This is a genomic window from Ochrobactrum sp. RH2CCR150, from assembly GCA_014138095.1.
Taxonomy (GTDB): Bacteria; Pseudomonadota; Alphaproteobacteria; order Rhizobiales; family Rhizobiaceae; genus Brucella; species Brucella gambitense.
The window spans coordinates 50,628-66,948 of the sequence record JACGXE010000002.1 but is presented as its reverse complement, the minus strand read 5'-3'; the positions used below and the strand labels follow the sequence as shown (position 1 = coordinate 66,948).

The window sequence follows — 16,321 nt, the reverse complement described above, 5'->3', positions numbered from 1 at the left end:
GCCCAAACATGCGGGCAAAGCAGCCCGCAATCGGAAATCTAGTCCCTTCATTTCAGGTTTTCCTTGATTGCAATCAAGGAAGTGGGGTGACGGCATGTTTCAGTGCAGGCCGAGATAGGCCTTGCGCACCTCGGCATTGTCCAGAAGCGAAGCACTGTCGCCTGACAGATGAATGCGGCCATTGACCATGACATAGGCGCGCTGCGACAGTTTCAACGCGTGATTGGCATTCTGCTCGACCAGAAAAATGGTCTTGCCCATCGCGGCAATCTCTCCCAGCACCTCGAAGACGCGCTTCACGACCAGCGGCGCCAACCCCAGCGAAGGCTCATCGAACAGGATCAGCTCGGGCCGCGCCATCATGGCGCGCGCAATGGCCAGCATCTGCTGCTCGCCGCCAGACATGGTGCCCGCAACCTGATTGCGGCGTTCCTTGAGGCGGGGAAACAATTCAAACATGGTCGCGCGATCGGCGTCGAAATGCTCCATGCCGACAGGCGTAGTGCCCATCATCATGTTTTCCTCGACCGACATTTCCTGATAGATCTGCCGTCCTTCCGGCACCAGCGCCACGCCCCGCCTTGAAATGCGATTTGTCGCCAGCCGGGAAATGTCCTCGCCGCGATGGACGATCCTGCCTTTCGACGCGCGCGGCGAACCGAAGATCGTCGAAAGCAGCGTGGTCTTGCCTGCGCCATTCGCGCCAATCAGACTGACAATCTCGCCCTTGGAAATATGCACATTGACCGAGCGCAGCGCTTCCACCGCGCCATAATGCGCGTGCACATCCACCAGCTCCAGAAGCTTGTCGGTTGCGCCCTGCCCGTTTGGTTCTGCCGCCTGGCTCACGATTGCACCTCTTCTTCACTGACACCGAGATAGGCAGCGATCACTGCCGGATCGTTGGCCACCTGCCCGGGCGTTCCATCGGCAATGACCTCGCCGTGATCCAGCACGACAATGTGGTTCGATATGCGCATCACCAGCCCCATATCGTGCTCGATCACCAGCACGGTCAGTTCCTGCTCGGCGCAAAGCCGCTGGATGATCTGCGAAAGCTCATGCGTTTCGGATGGGTTGAGCCCCGCCGCCGGTTCGTCGAGACAGATAAGCTGCGGCCCGGTACACATGGCGCGAGCGATCTCCAGCCGTCGCTGCCGGCCATAGGGAAGCTCGCCAGCCAGCCGGTTCGCGTCTTCAAGCAGGTTCATCTGGCCGAGCCAGTAATAGGCGCGGTCCACCGCCTCCGTTTCGGCCTTGCGGAAGGCCGAGGTTTTGAAAATGCCGCCCAACAGCCCGTTGCGGGTGACAAGATGCTGGGCAACCAGCAGGTTCTCCACCACCGACATTTCCTTGAACAGCCGGATGTTCTGGAATGTGCGGGCGATGCCCGCCCGCGTCACCTGATGGGAGCCGCCGGTGATCGGCTTATCCATATAGGCGCCGATGTCGCGCGGGCCTTCCGGACCGTTGAGCACAATGCGGCCTTCGCTCGCGCGATAAAAGCCGGTGATGCAGTTGAACATCGTCGTCTTGCCAGCGCCGTTGGGGCCGATCAGCGCTGTGATACCGCCTTTCGCCACCGAGAAATTGACGCCGCGATTGGCGACGATGCCGCCAAAACGCATAGTAACATTCTGAACCTCGAGAATAGGCGCGCTCATCGGCTGGCCTCCATGGTCAATTGGTCCGGCTTGGAGGAAAGCCCCGCCGAAACCACCGCCTCCGAGGATGGGAAGAACGCCGGACGCGTGACCCGCACCAGTCCACGCGGCTTCCAGATCATCATGACGACCATCAGCACGCCGAAAATGAAGACGCGATATTCTGCGAAGTCGCGCAGCAATTCCGGCAGGATGGTCAGGACCAGCGCGGCCAGAATGACACCCACCGTCGAGCCAAGACCACCCAGCACCACGATGGCGAGGATGAGCGCGGATTCGAAGAAGGTGAAGGATGTCGGGTTCACGAAGCCCTGATGCGCAGCAAAGAACACGCCTGCAATCCCGCCCGTCGATGCGCCAAGCATAAAGGCTGAGAGCTTGATGAAGACGTGATTGACGCCGAGTGAGCGGCAGGCAATCTCATCCTCGCGCAACGCTTCCCACATGCGCCCCAGCGGCATGACGCGCAGGCGCTCCACCGTGTAGATCACCCCGCACACAACGAGGAACAATACGAAATACAGGAACCAGAATTTGTAATCGGAATTATAGGCGATGCCGAAGAAATCATGGAACGGCGTACCGCCCTGTTTCGCGGTCCGGCTGAACTCCAACCCGAAGAGCGTGGGGGCGGGCGCGGGGGCGCCGTTCGGTCCTCCGGTGAAGTCCAGCCAGTTGTTGAGCACAAGGCGGATGATCTCGCCGAAACCCAGCGTCACGATGGCCAGATAATCGCCGTGCATCTTGAGCACCGGAAATCCAAGGATCATGCCGCAAAGGCCCGCGAGAAACGGCGCGATGACCAGCGCGCTCCAGAAGCCCAGACCGAGATATTGCGAGCCGAGCGCCAGAAGATAGGCACCCACCGCATAGAAGGCCACAAAGCCGAGATCGAGCAGGCCAGCCAGCCCGACAACAATGTTCAGCCCCAGACCCAGGAGGCAGTAGATCAGCGCCAGAATGGCGATGCCGAGGAAATATTTGTCGGCCACGAAAGGCAGCATCAACCCTGCCAGAAAAATCACCGCCAACAGCGGGGCTGCGGATTTTTCCTTGCCGGTCCTGACGGTGACGCCGCCGCTATTGCTGGACAAAAGGGCTTTCAGCCTCGCGCCGAGCGGGCTCATGCCGATCAGCGAAAATATCAGCCGTCCGGCTGTGACGATGGCGGCGAGTGTGACGGCCCGCATCAATTCGTTGCGGAAGGAGAAGCCGTCCAGCACGAGACCGGAGATCGGCCCAAGCAGGATCAGCGAAATCGTGAAGGTCAGCAGCGCTTCCTTGAAAAGCGCGAGAAGACGGTCGTTCAGCATGGTTTACGGCCTCCCCCTCAGACTTTCTGGATTTCCGGACGACCGAGCAGGCCGTAAGGACGGAAGAACAGAAGAACAATCAGCAAGGCAAAGGCGAAGACGTCCTTGTAGTCCGTGCTGACATAACCGGCGAACAGCGCTTCGGTGAGGCCAAGCAATATGCCGCCGAGCACGGCGCCCGGCAGAGAGCCGATGCCGCCAAGCACTGCCGCCGTGAAGGCCTTGATGCCCATCACGAAGCCGATGAAGAAATTGAACGAGCCATAGTTGAAGGTCACGAGCACGCCGCCGACGGCAGCCGTCGCCGCGCCGATCACGAAGACGGTGGAGATGGTGCGGTCGGTATTGACGCCGAGGATCGCAGAAATGCGGATATTTTGCTGGGTCGCGCGGCACTCACGGCCAATGCGCGTATAGCCGATCACATAGGTCAGAATGCCCATGGCGATCAATGAGGCCAGCAGGATCACGGTCTGCATATAGGTGATCTGGGCGAAATGCTGTTCGGTGCCGAACCGGAAAGCGCCCTGGATCAGCGTCGGCACGCCCTGATCGCGCGCGCCTTGCGAAATCTGAACATAGCTTTGCAGCATCAGCGATATGCCAATCGCCGAAATCAGCGGCGCCAGTTTGGTGGAGCCGCGCAACGGCCTGTAGGCCACGCGCTCGATCACCCACCCGTAGACCGCCGTGATGGCGCAGGTGATGATCAGGATCGAGATCAGCGCGAAAGGAACCGACTGAACGCCGAAGAAGCCCAGCACCGCAAGCGTGATCGCGGCAATATAGGCCGACACCATATAGACGTCGCCATGAGCGAAATTGATCATGCGGATGACCCCGTAGACCATCGTGTAGCCGACAGCGATCAGTCCGTAGATAGCGCCCAGCGTGATCCCATTGATCAGCTGCTGGGCCAGAATATAGAAGTCCATGGCAACCCCTTTTGCATTCAGAGCGACATGCGATCTGAACTCTTGGTCCGACGCATCCAGCCAAACAGCATGACGGGCTGCGGATGCGGTTCAGGCAAGGAGGAACCAGCCAGACCGCAGGGTCTGGCTGGAGCTGGTAGAGCCTTAATTGACGAGAACTGGGGTTCCCTTGTCGTCGAAATTATAGAAGACGAACTTGAAGTCCTTGATGTCGCCCTTCTCGTCCCAGGTGATCTTGCCAATGGCGGAATCAACCGTGTTGTTACGCAGCCAGTTGGTCTGGGCCTTGATGTCGTCACCCGCTTTCAACGCAGCCACGATGGCCTGCGCATTGGCGTAGCCATAGAGCGTGTAGTTGGCTGGGGTGATATTGGCCTTCTTCAGCGCATCCTGAACGCCCTTGGTCGACGGATCGGCCAGCGGGTCCGGCGTTGCCGAATAATAGACATTCTTGAGATTGCCCGCGCCGCCAGCTGCCGCAATCAGCTCGGCCTGCGCGAAGGAATCGCCGCTCACCACAACCACATCCAGACCCTGTTCCTTGATCTGACGGATCAGCGGGCCGCCTTCCGGAATAAGACCGCCAAAATAAACGGCCGTTGCACCGGAGCTTTTGATCTTGGTCACCAGTGCATTGAAGTCGCGCTCACCGCGCGTCAGCCCTTCATAGAGAACCGGCTTGATGCCGCGTGCTTCGATGGTCTTCTTGACCGCATCGACGAGGCCCTGACCATAAGTGTCCTTGTCATGGATCAGCGCGATCTTGTCCCGCTTCAACGTGTCGAGAATGAACGCACCGGCAACAACTGCCTGCTGATCGTCGCGTCCGCAACCGCGAAACACGGTTTCAAGGCCGCGCTCGGTCACGGTTGGATTGGTGGATGCAGGAGCCATCTCCAGAATGCCTGCATCATTGTAAACTTCGGAAGCAGGGATGGTGCTCGACGAGCAGAAATGGCCGATCACCGCCTGAACCTTGTCCTGATCGACAAAACGGTTGGCAACTGCAATCGCCTGCTTCGGTTCGCAGGCATCGTCGCCCTTCACCAGCTCGATCTGCTTGCCATTGATGCCGCCGCTGGCGTTCACATCGTTCACATAAGCGGAAACGCCACTGTAAACCTGTTCACCGAATGTAGCGTTGGGGCCTGTCATCGGGCCTGCAACACCGATCTTGATCGTGTCGGCGGCAAAGGCCTGCGACAGCAGGAGACCGGATGCGATGGCCGATCCGGCGAGAAGTCTTGCGATGGATTTCATGGAGTTTCCCTCTGGTTTTAACCGTTGTTCTTATCGAAGCGATTTCTGTTCCGATGGAAGTGTTCGAACCGCTCCAACTCTTTGCTTGCATGCATTTTCGGGGCAAAATCGCTCTATATTCTCACTGGAAAGGTTCTGGACTCTTTCGGCCCTCGCCATTTCCTCGCGACTGGTCGCATCGCGCCAATCGTCTGATTTTGCTTGCCTATTACCTCCACCAAACAAAAACCGGCCAGCTGAATCGCCGTTTTTGCGGCTTGTTTTCATGTTGACACATATATGATAAGTGACGTATTTAAAGATCGTCAAGTGGAAATACGAATGAGCGCGGCCAGACACCATCAAGACGCATCAATTCCCGACCCCGACGGCCCGATCTTCCACCCGCCTCCATACGACCCAGCACAAAGAAATGCCGTGAGCGGCAGCAAGCCAGGAACCACAGGCCAGGGAGACCAGACATGAACATGATCGCGTTCGAAAGCCGGCGCGCAGCGACCATCAAATCCTCACCGTCGATGGCAGTTTCGATGGCGGCCAAGGCCATGCGGGCCAGAGGCGAAAACGTCCTCGACCTATCGCTCGGCGAGCCGGATTTTGATACGCCGTCGCATATTGTCGAGGCGGCAATCGGCGCGATGCGCAGCGGCATCACGCGCTATACCGCACCCGATGGCCTGCCCGAACTGCGCCAGGCCATTGTCGATAAGTTCAGGCGCGAGAACGGTCTCGACTATGCGCTGGATGAAATCTCCATCGGCAATGGCGCAAAGCAGATCCTGTTCAACGCCTTTCTCGGCACCTTGGAGCCCGGCGATGAGGTGATCGTTCCAGCCCCTTACTGGGTGTCCTATACCGATCTGGTGATCCTGCATGGCGGCCTGCCGAAAGTGATCGCCTGCGGTGTGGAAGACGATTTCAAGATCACGCCGGAGCGGCTGGAAGCGGCAATCACCCCGAAAACCCGCTGGTTTTTGTTCAACTCCCCATCCAATCCAACCGGCGCGATCTATACGGCGGATGAATTGAAGGCGCTGGGCGAAGTGCTGGCGCGCCATCCGCGCGTCGCGATCATGTCGGATGAAATCTACGAACACATCGTCTGTGGCGACACGCCTTTTACGTCATTCGCCATTGCCTGCCCCGATCTGCGCGACCGCACATTGATCATAAACGGCGTTTCCAAGGCCTATGCCATGACCGGCTGGCGCCTCGGCTATGCGGCGGGTCCGAAGGAACTGACCAAGGTGCTCAACAAGCTTCAGTCGCAGAGCACCACCTGCCCCTCGTCCATCACGCAGGTTGCGGCGGCGGCCGCTCTCAACGGCCCGCAGGATTTCGTGCGGACGGCGGTTGCGGAATACAAGGCGCGTGGCGAACTGGTGACAAAGGGCTTTGGCGCCATTGCGGGGCTTGAAGTGCGCGCGCCGGAAGGTGCATTCTATCTCTTCCCGAAATGCGCCGCCTATATCGGTAAAGTGACGCCGGACGGCACTCTGATTGCGAATGATACAATGCTCGCTTCCTATCTTCTGACCGAAGGCAAGGTCGCCACTGTGCCCGGCGCGGCTTTCGGCGTTGAACCTTACATCCGCCTCTCTTTCGCGACCTCCCGGGAAAACCTGACCGCAGCCATCGAGCGCACGTCCGATGCCCTCGCAAAACTTCGCTAATTAGGACCTCCTCATGACCCACTTTCAAAGAACGCTGTTGACCGGCGCTGCCGGTCGCCTCGGATCGGAGCTGCGCAAATCGGGAACGCGGCTGGGCCAGATCGTGCGCTTGTCGGCGCTGGAACCGTGTCAGGATCTCGCGCCGCATGAAGAGGATTTCCCCGCCGATCTCGCGGACTTTGACGCGGTTTCGCGCGCTGTCGAAGGCTGCGACGCCATCATACATATGGGCGGACAATCGGTCGAAGCGCCATGGAAGACCATCCTCGATTCCAACATTTCTGGCGGCTACAATATTTACGAGGCAGCCCGCCGCCATGGCGTGAAGCGCATCGTCTTCGCAAGCTCGGTCCATGCCATCGGCTATTACGAGCGGACGGAAACCATCGACGGCACTGTTCAAACACGCCCGGACAGCCTTTACGGCGTCTCCAAAACCTTCGTGGAAAATCTGGCCCGGTATTATTTCGACAAGTTCGGCATCGAAACCGTCTGCGTGCGCATCGGCTCGTCCTTTCCAGAACCGACCGACCGTCGCCATCTGATTACCTGGCTGTCCTTCGAAGACTGCCGCCAGCTGGTCGAGAAGTGCCTGTCGGCACCGCGTGTCGGTTTCATGGTCGCCTATGGCATGTCGAACAACAGCGAATCCTTCTGGGACAACCGCACAGCCGCTGTCCTTGGCTACAAAGCCAAGGACAGCGCCGACGATTATCGCGATGCGGTTTTCGCCAAGACGCCGCAGGGCGATCCCAACGATCCGGCAGTCCGGTTTCAGGGTGGCAGCTTCTGCGCCGCCGGTCATTTCGAAGACGAAAACAAGTAGGCTTACAATGCAGGCTCCCAAGACTTCCTATGATGTCGTCATTGTCGGCGGCGCGGTTGTGGGCAGCGCGACTGCTTATTTTCTGGCGACCAACCCCGATTTCAGCGGCACCATACTGGTGATCGAAAAGGACTGGACCTATCAGCGCTCGGCAACGGCGCTGTCGTCCAGCTCTATCCGCCATCAGTTTTCCAACGCCATCAATGTGCAGGTTTCGCGTTTCGGCACGGAATTCATCCGCAATTTCCGCGAAAACGTGGCCGTTGACGACGACACGCCGGAAATCGGCTTCCACGAAGCAGGCTATCTGTTCCTCGCCGCCGATGACCGCGGCGATCAGGTTCTGCGGCGCAATCATGAGACACAGGTTTCCTGCGGCGCGGAAGTTTCGCTGCTGGATGTGGATGGCCTTGGCCAGCGCTTTCCCTGGCTCAACCTTGAGGGGCTGACTCTTGGCAGCACCGGCGAACGCGGCGAAGGCTGGTTCGACAGTTCCGCGCTCATGCAGGGTTTCCGCAAGAAGGCGCGCTCGCTTGGCGTCGAATATATCGAGGACGAGGTGGTGGCCGTCAATCGTGAGGGCGACCGCATTGTCTCCGTGACCACCAAAAGCGGGCAGACGATTGCCTGCGGCACCATGGTCAACACGTCGGGCACCAACGGCAAGAAAGTCGCCCGCATGGCCGGGCTGGACATTCCGGTCGAACCGCGCCGCCGTTCGCTGTTCGTCGTCGATTGCCGCACACCACTGGAAGGCAAGGTGGGCCTTACCATCGACCCAAGCGGCGTGTTCTTCCGGCCTGAAGGCAAGTTCTATCTGATGGGGACCTATCCCAAACACGACCCGGAAGTCGATCCGAACGATTTCGATGTCATGCATGACGAGTTTGACGAGGAAATCTGGCCGACCTTGGCCAATCGCGTTCCGGCCTTCGAGGCGATCAAGGTCGTCAACTCATGGGCTGGCCATTACGACTATTGCACGCTCGATCACAATGTCATTCTGGGACCGCATACCGAGGTGAAGAACCTCCTGTTCGCCAACGGGTTTTCCGGTCACGGATTGCAGCAGTCGCCAGCCATGGGGCGCGGCTTGAGCGAGTTGATCATCTATGGCGCGTTCAAAACGCTCGACCTCTCGCCCTTCGGCTATGAGCGCGTGACGGTCAATCGTCCATTCCTGGAAGATGCCGTGATCTGACCGGCCTTCCGGACAAAATCAAAAAGCCCGAAACCGTCGCCGGTTCCGGGCTTTTCTTGTAATTTTCGCTGCTCAGTCCGTCAGCGCATCGCTGGCCGGTTCTTCCAGCAAGGAGCGATAGCGATTGAGGCTTTCCTCCAGATGCGCGACCAGCGCATTGCGCGCCGCCTTTGCATCGCCCTGCGTGATCGCGGCAAGGATCATCGCATGTTCCTTGTTGATCTTCTTCAGGTAGGACCGCGAAGCCCGCACGGGCTGGCGGTGCTTCAGCAGCAGATCGAAGTTGATCTCGCCGATCACCGCTTCCAGAAAGCTCGGGAAATGCGGATTGCGGGTTGCCCGCGCAATCGCAAGGTGGAAATCGAAATCGGCGCGTGCCTCGACTTCCGGATCGTCGGTTTCCAGATTTTCCAGATGATCGTAAGCGCGGGCGATTTCCGCCAGCGCCTCTGGCGTGCGGCGAGTGGCGGCAAGCGCCACCGACTGCATTTCCACACCAAGCCGCAATTCGAGAATCTGCATTGCGGAGCGAATATCGTCGATCCGGCTGATCTCGTAATTGAGCGCCTTCACGTCCTTGTCCGTGACATAGACGCCCGCGCCCTGCCGCGTGGTGACACGCCCTGCCACCTTGAGCGAGGTCAGCGCCTCGCGGATGACAGTTCTGCTGACGCCAAACTCTTCACATAGCTGGGCGCTGGACGGCAGCTTGTCGCCCGGACCATAGAGACCCGAGTCTATCCGGGTCGTCAGTTCCGCGACGACAATTTCCGCCAGATTTCCGCGTTGGGTAATGATTGACACGACATTTAACTCCAGCGCTGGTTATTTGATTTTATAAATCACGTGATGACTAACTATAGAGGCAGTACCATTTCATTGAGTATCTGAACAGGATGCCGGATGGACCGGCGTTCAATCGCCTTGACCTGAGAACGGCAAGAATAGCCGGTGGCCATGACTATATCCTTCTCGCCGGACGATGCGAGAATACCATTCCAGCTCGCAGCGAACAGCTTTTCCGAAATCGGGCGATTGCGGACCTCGTGACCGAAAGTGCCCGCCATGCCGCAACAGCCCGTTTCCGGCACATCCAGTTCCACGCCGATCTGCTGGAACACGGATTTCCATTGTTTCATCGATGATGGAACATTGCTGCGCTCCGTGCAGTGCCCGAGCAGACGCAGACGCTTTTCGTGCGCCGCATTGTCGAGCCCGTGCAGACGGTCGCGATTGGCCTCCAGCCATTCCTGCACCAGATTGACCTGCGCCCTGATCCGCGCCGCCTCGACACCCTTATATTCGCTGCGATAGGTCAGCGTCATCGAAGGGTCGAGACCGACCAGCGCAATGCCCATTTCCGCCAGTTCGTTGAGGTAGCGGATGGACTTCGACGCGGTTTTCTCGAAGGCGCCCAGATAGCCGTGAACATGCAGCGCCTTGCCGTTCTGGTTGGGCGCGGCGAGATAGGGCGTAAAGCCCATCTTGCGGGCGAGTTGCAGAGCCGACAGCCCGACAGCCGGATCGAAATGGGCCGTGAAGGCATCCAGAACGAACACAACCGCCTGTTGCCGCTGCGCATCCGAAAGTTTGCGCATGCGTTCAGGTGTTGCCACAGCCACACCCATGCGCTGCGCTTCACGTGTCAGCGACAGAGCGGGCATTTCCGGCAAGGCCGTCAGCCCGGCCCGGCGCATGGCAGCGCGACCCAGACCGGACCGCACCCATGCATTGTAAGCAGGCTTCAGCCGCGCGAACAAAGGCAGCGTGTTCTCGATGCTCGCCACCATCATATCCTTGATCGGGCGGACATAGCGTCCATAGTAGATCTCAAGGAACTTGGCCCGGAACGCCGGAACGCTGACCTTTACCGGACATTGCCCGGCGCAGGCCTTGCAGGCGAGGCAGCTATCCATCGCCTCGCGCACTTCATGCGAGAAATCGTTGCGATTGGCTGGGTTGATCGAGTTCCACAGCCGTGCAGGCAGCGTGCGAATGGCACCGGCGTTGCGGGCCTGTCCGGCTTCCTTGCGCGGGTCTTTCCCGCTCTCCGCCATCAGCCGCAACCATTCGCGCATCAGCGAAGCGCGGCCTTTCGGTGAATAACGACGGTCGCGCGTTGCCTTGTAGGAAGGGCACATCAGGCTGGCATCGTCGAAATCGAAACAGGCGCCATTGCCGTTGCAATAGGCCGCGTTGTCGAAAGCCTCGCGGATTTCCAGACCGATGATCCGGTCGAACTGACCGCGCAGCGGCACTTCATCAATCTTCAACAGTGCCTGCGAAGACGGCGTTGCAATCTTGCCGGGATTGAGCCGGTTGCGCGGGTCGAACAGACCCTTGATTTCCTGCAGGCTCGGATAAAGCGCACCAAAGAATTCGGGCACATATTCCGAACGCACGCCCTTGCCATGTTCACCCCACAGCACGCCGCCATATTTGCGCGTCAGCGCAACCACGCCGTCGCTGATCTTGCGTACCAGCGGCTCGTGATCGGTCCGCGTCAGATCAAGCGCCGGGCGCACATGCAGCACGCCCGCATCGACATGGCCGAACATGCCGTAGCTGAGGCCTTCTCCGTCCAGAAGCGCCCGGAATTCGCGAATATAGGCGGCGAGGTTTTCCGGCGGAACCGCCGTGTCTTCCACGAAAGGCACCGGACGCACCGGCCCGTCGACATTGCCAAGCAGACCAACCGAGCGCTTGCGCATCGTCCAGATCGCCTCGATGTCCTTCGGATCGCGCGCAATGGTGTAAGGCTTGCCACCGCCGGACTGATCGGCATCGAGCGCGGCGATCACGTCGCGGAACTTGCTTTCCAGCTCATCTGCGTCATCGGCCACCAGCTCGACAATGTTGATACCATTGGTCGGGCTGCTGGCATCATCCGGGAAGAACCGAGCAATGCCCGGCCAGACAATATCCTTCTTGGCGAGACCCAGCACCTTCTCGTCGATGGTTTCGACCGAGGCGACCTTCAGCGCCACCAGCGCGCGGGCATGTTCCAGCGCTGTGTTGAAACTGTCGTAGCGGATATTGATCAGCAGCGCATGCGCCGGGATCGGCAGAAGATTGACCTCGATCTCCGCGATCATGGCCAGTGTGCCTTCCGACCCGCACAGAATGGCGTTGAGGTCGAAGCGACCATCCTCGCGCCACAGATGCTTCAGATCATAGCCCGTCATATAGCGGTTGAGATTGGGGAAAATCTCGTCGATCAGCGCCCGCTTCTCGGTCGCGATGCGTTCGACGGCGCGATAGATCTCACCGACACGGCCGGGCTTCGCCTGAGCCTGCGCCAGCGCCGGTCCGTCGAGCGGGCGGGACCACAACGCCTCTCCATTGGTCAGGACGACATGCAGCCCCAGAATGTGATTGCTGGTCTTGCCATAAAGGCACGAGCCCTGCCCGCATGCATCGGTGCTGACCATGCCGCCAATGGTGGCGCGGTTGGAGGTGGAAAGCTCCGGTGCGAAAAACAGGCCATAAGGCTTCAATGCCTTGTTGAGCTGATCCTTCACCACACCGGATTGAACGCGGGCCACGCGCCTTTCCGTATCGATTTCCAGAATGCGGTTCATATGGCGCGAGCAGTCAACCACGATACCGGTCGTCAGGGACTGGCCATTGGTGCCGGTGCCGCCGCCGCGCGGCGAAATCACCACGTCACGAAATGCAGGCTGTTCCAGAACCGTTGCAAGAATTTTCAGGTCGTCGGTTCCCTTGGGAAATACGATGCCGGTCGGCTCCACCTGATAGATGGAATTGTCGGTGGAATAGACGGTACGCGAGCTGTCACCGACCTCCACTTCACCTTGAAAGCCCGCCTGGGCCAGGTGTTGCGAGAGTTCGAGTGTCAGGCCATTGAAGGGCTGTTTCCTGATCAGGGACGGAATCATGTGGGACTCAAAAAACCTCTTGCATCGCCTTCAACTTGGCATATAAGTGATAACATACAATTCTTCCCACGCAAGACCAATAAGAGGCGGAACGTGAAAGATCAGACCATTATCATTGTCGGCGGCGCTTCGGGACTGGGTTTGACGACAGCAAAGCTGATGGTGGAAAACGGAGCGGCCAAAATCGGCCTCATAGACCGCAATGCGGAACTACTCGCCAGTTCCGCGGAAACCTTGCGCGGACTGGGCGTTGAAGTCGCGACTTCGGTCGCAGATATTTCGCGAGCCGAATCTGCCCATAAGGGCTTCAACGACGTCGCCGGCAAGCTAGGCCGCGTGCATGCGCTCGTCAACAGCGCAGCCATCTATCCGCGCAAGCCAATCCTTGAAATCACAGATGAAGACTGGGATCTGGAAAACGCCATCAACGTCAAGGGCACCTATCACATGATGGTGGCCGCCGTTCTTCATATGCGACAGTTCGTCGATGTGCCTCATGTCACGGGCCGCATCGTCAATGTCACCTCGGTCGACGCCTTCAAGGCGCATCCGCAAAACGCCCATTATGCAGCCACAAAGGCGGCTGTTGTCAGCCTGACCAAATCCTTCGCGCAGGAATGCGCCAAGGACCAGATTCTGGTCAATTCCGTTGCACCGGCGGGCTTTGCAACCGACCGCGCCAAGGAACTGGGCTTCCTGCCGGAACTGGCAAAGGCAAGCGCGCTTGGACGTGCCGCCGAGCCGGTGGAAATGGCGCAGTGGATCGTCATGATGGCTTCCGGCCGCAATACCTATGCCACCGGTGAGAATGTGGTGGTCAGCGGAGGCTATATCTATGTCTGATCCCTACCGCGTTGCGCTTGTCACCGGCGCCACGAGCGGCATCGGCAAGGCCACCGTCGCGCGGCTGCGCGAGCGCGGGCTGACCGTCTATGCCGTCGGTCGCAACAGTCAGGCGCTGGCAGCACTAGCCGCAGAAACTGGTGCGCTCACGGTTGAGGCCGATGTGCGCGACACGAAAGCAATCGAGGCTGCACTTTCCGGCGTCGAGGTCGACATCCTGATCAACAATGCGGGCATTCTTTCCACCCGCGCTTTGTTTCACGAGATTGACCCCGACGAGATCGATGCCATGGTCGATATCAATCTCAAAGCGCCGATGCATCTGACCCGCGCCTTTCTGCCCGGCATGGTGGCACGCAAGCGCGGTCACCTCATCTATATCGGATCGAGCGGCGGTCAGGCGCCTTATCCGAATATGGGCGCTTACGGCCCCTCCAAGGCTGGCTTGAGCCTGTTCTGCGACAATCTGCGTTGCGACCTTCTGGGCACTTCGGTACGCGTCAGCGAAATCGTACCGGGCCGGGTGCAGACTGCACTCTACCGGACATCGATCCCCGACAATCAGGCACAAGCCGTGCTTTACGATGGGTATCGCCCGATCCAGCCGGAAAACATTGCCCAGATCATCGGTCAGGTGATCGAACTGCCGGTCTTCGTCGATGTTTCCCGCGTCGAAGTCTTCCCGACCGATCAGGCGACCGGCGGCGGCTCCATGGTCAAGTTTCAGGAAAAATAAGGCGACGGCGACGCTCTGCGTCGCCTTTGTCGTTTCATCACCATCATACCGGGCATGGCTCGCAAGAGTCGCGCACCGAACAGCTATGCGCGCGCGAAAAGCCCACGCACAGCTCCAACGATAGACAAGTAAAACTTGCCAATTGCCGGAATATCTTGATTTCGTGAAAACGCTCCGGCTGGCATGATCATTCACAAGGTGATTGCCGAAAAGGCGCACAGGAAGGAATCAGGGATGCGTAACGGAGGCCAGCTTCTCGTCGAAAGCCTCGTCGCTTTGGGAGCAAGAAAATCTTTCGGCGTGCCGGGAGAAAGCTATCTCGCCGTGCTCGACGCATTGCACGATACCAGAGGCGCGCTCGACTTCGTTCTGTGTCGCAACGAAGGTGGCGCTTCCTTCATGGCAGCAGCCTGGGGCAAGCTCACCGGCGAACCCGGCCTCTGCTTCGTCACACGCGGTCCCGGCGTTACCAACGCCTCCATCGGCATTCACACCGCCATGCAGGATTCCGTGCCGATGCTGATCTTTGTCGGACAGGTCGGAACCGATATGAAGGGCCGTGAAGCCTTTCAGGAAATCGATTACCGCGCCGTCTTCGGCACCATGGCCAAATGGGCGACCGAGATCGATGATATCGACCGTATTCCAGAAATTCTGGCCCGCGCCTGGACGACGGCGACCACGGGACGCCCCGGCCCGGTGGTCATCGCCCTGCCGGAAGATATGCTGACCTCGGCAACAGATGCAGCCCCCCTTTCCGGCCCCGCAAAGATCAGCGAAGCGGCACCTTCCGCCGCCGGTTTGAACGACGTGCAAACCTTGCTCGGAGCAGCCAGGCGGCCTGTCATCCTGATGGGCGGCATCAACTGGACTGGGGCCGGACGCGACGCCCTGCAAAACTACGCTGAAGCCTCCGACATTCCGGTTGTCGCTGCCTTCCGCTATCAGGACCAGTTCGACAATTTCTCGCCCGCCTTCGTTGGCGAGGCAGGCGTCGGCATGCTGCCGCATGTCAAGGCGCTGATCCGCGATGCCGACCTGATCCTCGCGATCAATGTCCGCTTCGGCGAAATGACAACGGATGGCTATACGCTACTGTCCGTGCCGGTTCCGGCGCAAAAGCTCATCCATGTCCACGGTTCGGACCGGGAGATCGGCAAGATCTACCAGCCGACGCTTGGTATTCAGGCTGGCCCCAATGCTTTTGCTACGGCCTTGAAGCCAATCAAAGGCGACTGGAGCAAGTGGCGGGTCGATGCCCGCGCCGCTTTCGAGGCGAGTTTTTCGGCGCCTTCGCAGCCCTCGCCCGTCGATATGGTGGTGGCCATGGAGCATGTCCGCGATGTGCTGCCCGAAGACGCCATTCTTACCAATGGCGCAGGCAATTTCACCGTCTGGCCCAACAAGTTCTTCAAATTCGGCAAGAAGAGCCGCCTGCTCGCACCGCAATCGGGCGCAATGGGCTATGGCCTCCCCGCGGCTGTCGCCGCGAAGGTGGCCTTTCCGGAGCGCACGGTTGTCTGCTTTGCCGGTGATGGTGATTTCCAGATGAACTGTCAGGAACTGGCAACCGCCAAACAGGCTGGCGCGCAACCCATCGTGCTCATCCTCAACAACGGTATCTATGGTACGATCCGCGCCCATCAGGAGCGCAACTATCCGGGTCGTGTGTCTGGAACGACCATGGACAACCCCGATTTCGTGGCGCTTGCCAAGGCCTATGGCTTTCACGCGGAGCGCGTTGAGCGGACGGAAGACTTCCCTGCCGCTTTTGCCCGCGCCCGCGCATCGCGCAGCGGCGCTGTGCTCGATCTCGACATTTCGCCCGAAGCGCTGACACCGCGCCAGACGCTCAGCCAGATGCGCGCCGCAGCCCTCGCTAAGGTGCCGGTCTGATTGGATCAGATCAGCAGTTTAGCTGTTTATTTTAACGCGCATCTTTTCCGAAAACCGTTTCACACTTTTCGGGAT

Annotated in this window: 13 protein-coding genes; 6 read left to right on the top strand and 7 right to left on the bottom strand. The window is 59.3% G+C overall.

The annotated features are described in order from the left end of the window. Positions 1-99: 99 nt before the first annotated feature. From FHW03_RS04030 to FHW03_RS04010, 5 genes are all read right to left on the bottom strand, one after another. Positions 100-849: an ABC transporter ATP-binding protein gene (locus tag FHW03_RS04030; protein ID WP_182519478.1), complete on the bottom strand. Its 750-nt coding sequence runs from the start codon at positions 847-849 to the stop codon at positions 100-102. Beyond that, positions 846-1,664, bottom strand: a complete 819-nt coding sequence (locus FHW03_RS04025; protein WP_182519477.1) for an ATP-binding cassette domain-containing protein — start codon at positions 1,662-1,664, stop codon at positions 846-848. The genes FHW03_RS04030 and FHW03_RS04025 overlap by 4 nt, the downstream gene beginning before the upstream one ends. Continuing rightward, entirely contained in the window at positions 1,661-2,977 is a 1,317-nt protein-coding gene (gene livM, locus FHW03_RS04020) for a high-affinity branched-chain amino acid ABC transporter permease LivM (RefSeq protein WP_078339028.1), read from the bottom strand. The genes FHW03_RS04025 and livM overlap by 4 nt, the downstream gene beginning before the upstream one ends. Before the next feature lie 17 nt (positions 2,978-2,994). Continuing rightward, positions 2,995-3,912, bottom strand: a complete 918-nt coding sequence (locus FHW03_RS04015) for a branched-chain amino acid ABC transporter permease LivH (protein ID WP_121539362.1) — start codon at positions 3,910-3,912, stop codon at positions 2,995-2,997. Positions 3,913-4,056: 144 nt separating this feature from the next. Continuing rightward, positions 4,057-5,172 carry a branched-chain amino acid ABC transporter substrate-binding protein gene (locus FHW03_RS04010; RefSeq protein WP_182519476.1) on the bottom strand — a complete coding sequence of 372 codons (1,116 nt, stop codon included), beginning with the start codon at positions 5,170-5,172 and terminating at the stop codon, positions 4,057-4,059. Between the two features lie 461 nt (positions 5,173-5,633). Here FHW03_RS04010 and FHW03_RS04005 point away from each other — a divergent pair, with 461 nt between their 5' ends. The 3 genes from FHW03_RS04005 to FHW03_RS03995 are packed head-to-tail and all read left to right on the top strand — an operon-like array spanning position 5,634 to position 8,872. Then, positions 5,634-6,845: a pyridoxal phosphate-dependent aminotransferase gene (locus tag FHW03_RS04005; protein WP_078339031.1), complete on the top strand. Its 1,212-nt coding sequence runs from the start codon at positions 5,634-5,636 to the stop codon at positions 6,843-6,845. A 13-nt stretch (positions 6,846-6,858) separates the two neighbouring features. After that, positions 6,859-7,671, top strand: a complete 813-nt coding sequence (locus FHW03_RS04000; RefSeq protein WP_182519475.1) for an NAD(P)-dependent oxidoreductase — start codon at positions 6,859-6,861, stop codon at positions 7,669-7,671. 7 nt (positions 7,672-7,678) lie between these two features. Further along, positions 7,679-8,872, top strand: a complete 1,194-nt coding sequence (locus FHW03_RS03995) for an FAD-binding oxidoreductase (RefSeq protein WP_182519474.1) — start codon at positions 7,679-7,681, stop codon at positions 8,870-8,872. Positions 8,873-8,944: 72 nt separating this feature from the next. Here the strand turns inward: FHW03_RS03995 and FHW03_RS03990 are convergent, their stop codons facing one another. Together FHW03_RS03990 and FHW03_RS03985 are read right to left on the bottom strand one after the other, a co-directional pair. After that, positions 8,945-9,676 carry a FadR/GntR family transcriptional regulator gene (locus FHW03_RS03990; protein WP_078339034.1) on the bottom strand — a complete coding sequence of 244 codons (732 nt, stop codon included), beginning with the start codon at positions 9,674-9,676 and terminating at the stop codon, positions 8,945-8,947. A 53-nt stretch (positions 9,677-9,729) separates the two neighbouring features. Further along, positions 9,730-12,771: an FAD-binding and (Fe-S)-binding domain-containing protein gene (locus FHW03_RS03985; RefSeq protein ID WP_182519473.1), complete on the bottom strand. Its 3,042-nt coding sequence runs from the start codon at positions 12,769-12,771 to the stop codon at positions 9,730-9,732. Positions 12,772-12,864: 93 nt separating this feature from the next. Here FHW03_RS03985 and FHW03_RS03980 point away from each other — a divergent pair, with 93 nt between their 5' ends. From FHW03_RS03980 to FHW03_RS03970, 3 genes are all read left to right on the top strand, one after another. After that, positions 12,865-13,614: an SDR family NAD(P)-dependent oxidoreductase gene (locus tag FHW03_RS03980; protein ID WP_078339036.1), complete on the top strand. Its 750-nt coding sequence runs from the start codon at positions 12,865-12,867 to the stop codon at positions 13,612-13,614. Then, positions 13,607-14,350 carry an SDR family oxidoreductase gene (locus FHW03_RS03975; RefSeq protein WP_151588822.1) on the top strand — a complete coding sequence of 248 codons (744 nt, stop codon included), beginning with the start codon at positions 13,607-13,609 and terminating at the stop codon, positions 14,348-14,350. The genes FHW03_RS03980 and FHW03_RS03975 overlap by 8 nt, the downstream gene beginning before the upstream one ends. A 234-nt stretch (positions 14,351-14,584) precedes the next feature. Next, positions 14,585-16,246, top strand: a complete 1,662-nt coding sequence (locus FHW03_RS03970; protein ID WP_182519472.1) for a thiamine pyrophosphate-binding protein — start codon at positions 14,585-14,587, stop codon at positions 16,244-16,246. Positions 16,247-16,321 lie beyond the last annotated feature (75 nt).

What these genes read in the sequence shown, in the direction of transcription:
- FHW03_RS04025 (WP_182519477.1), bottom strand. Translation starts at nt 1,664, where the DNA reads ATGAGCGCGCCTATTCTCGAGGTTCAGAATGTTACTATGCGTTTTGGC.
- livM (WP_078339028.1), bottom strand. Translation starts at nt 2,977, where the DNA reads ATGCTGAACGACCGTCTTCTCGCGCTTTTCAAGGAAGCGCTGCTGACC.
- FHW03_RS04015 (WP_121539362.1), bottom strand. Translation starts at nt 3,912, where the DNA reads ATGGACTTCTATATTCTGGCCCAGCAGCTGATCAATGGGATCACGCTG.
- FHW03_RS04010 (WP_182519476.1), bottom strand. Translation starts at nt 5,172, where the DNA reads ATGAAATCCATCGCAAGACTTCTCGCCGGATCGGCCATCGCATCCGGT.
- FHW03_RS04005 (WP_078339031.1), top strand. Translation starts at nt 5,634, where the DNA reads ATGAACATGATCGCGTTCGAAAGCCGGCGCGCAGCGACCATCAAATCC.
- FHW03_RS04000 (WP_182519475.1), top strand. Translation starts at nt 6,859, where the DNA reads ATGACCCACTTTCAAAGAACGCTGTTGACCGGCGCTGCCGGTCGCCTC.
- FHW03_RS03995 (WP_182519474.1), top strand. Translation starts at nt 7,679, where the DNA reads ATGCAGGCTCCCAAGACTTCCTATGATGTCGTCATTGTCGGCGGCGCG.
- FHW03_RS03985 (WP_182519473.1), bottom strand. Translation starts at nt 12,771, where the DNA reads ATGATTCCGTCCCTGATCAGGAAACAGCCCTTCAATGGCCTGACACTC.
- FHW03_RS03975 (WP_151588822.1), top strand. Translation starts at nt 13,607, where the DNA reads ATGTCTGATCCCTACCGCGTTGCGCTTGTCACCGGCGCCACGAGCGGC.
- FHW03_RS03970 (WP_182519472.1), top strand. Translation starts at nt 14,585, where the DNA reads ATGCGTAACGGAGGCCAGCTTCTCGTCGAAAGCCTCGTCGCTTTGGGA.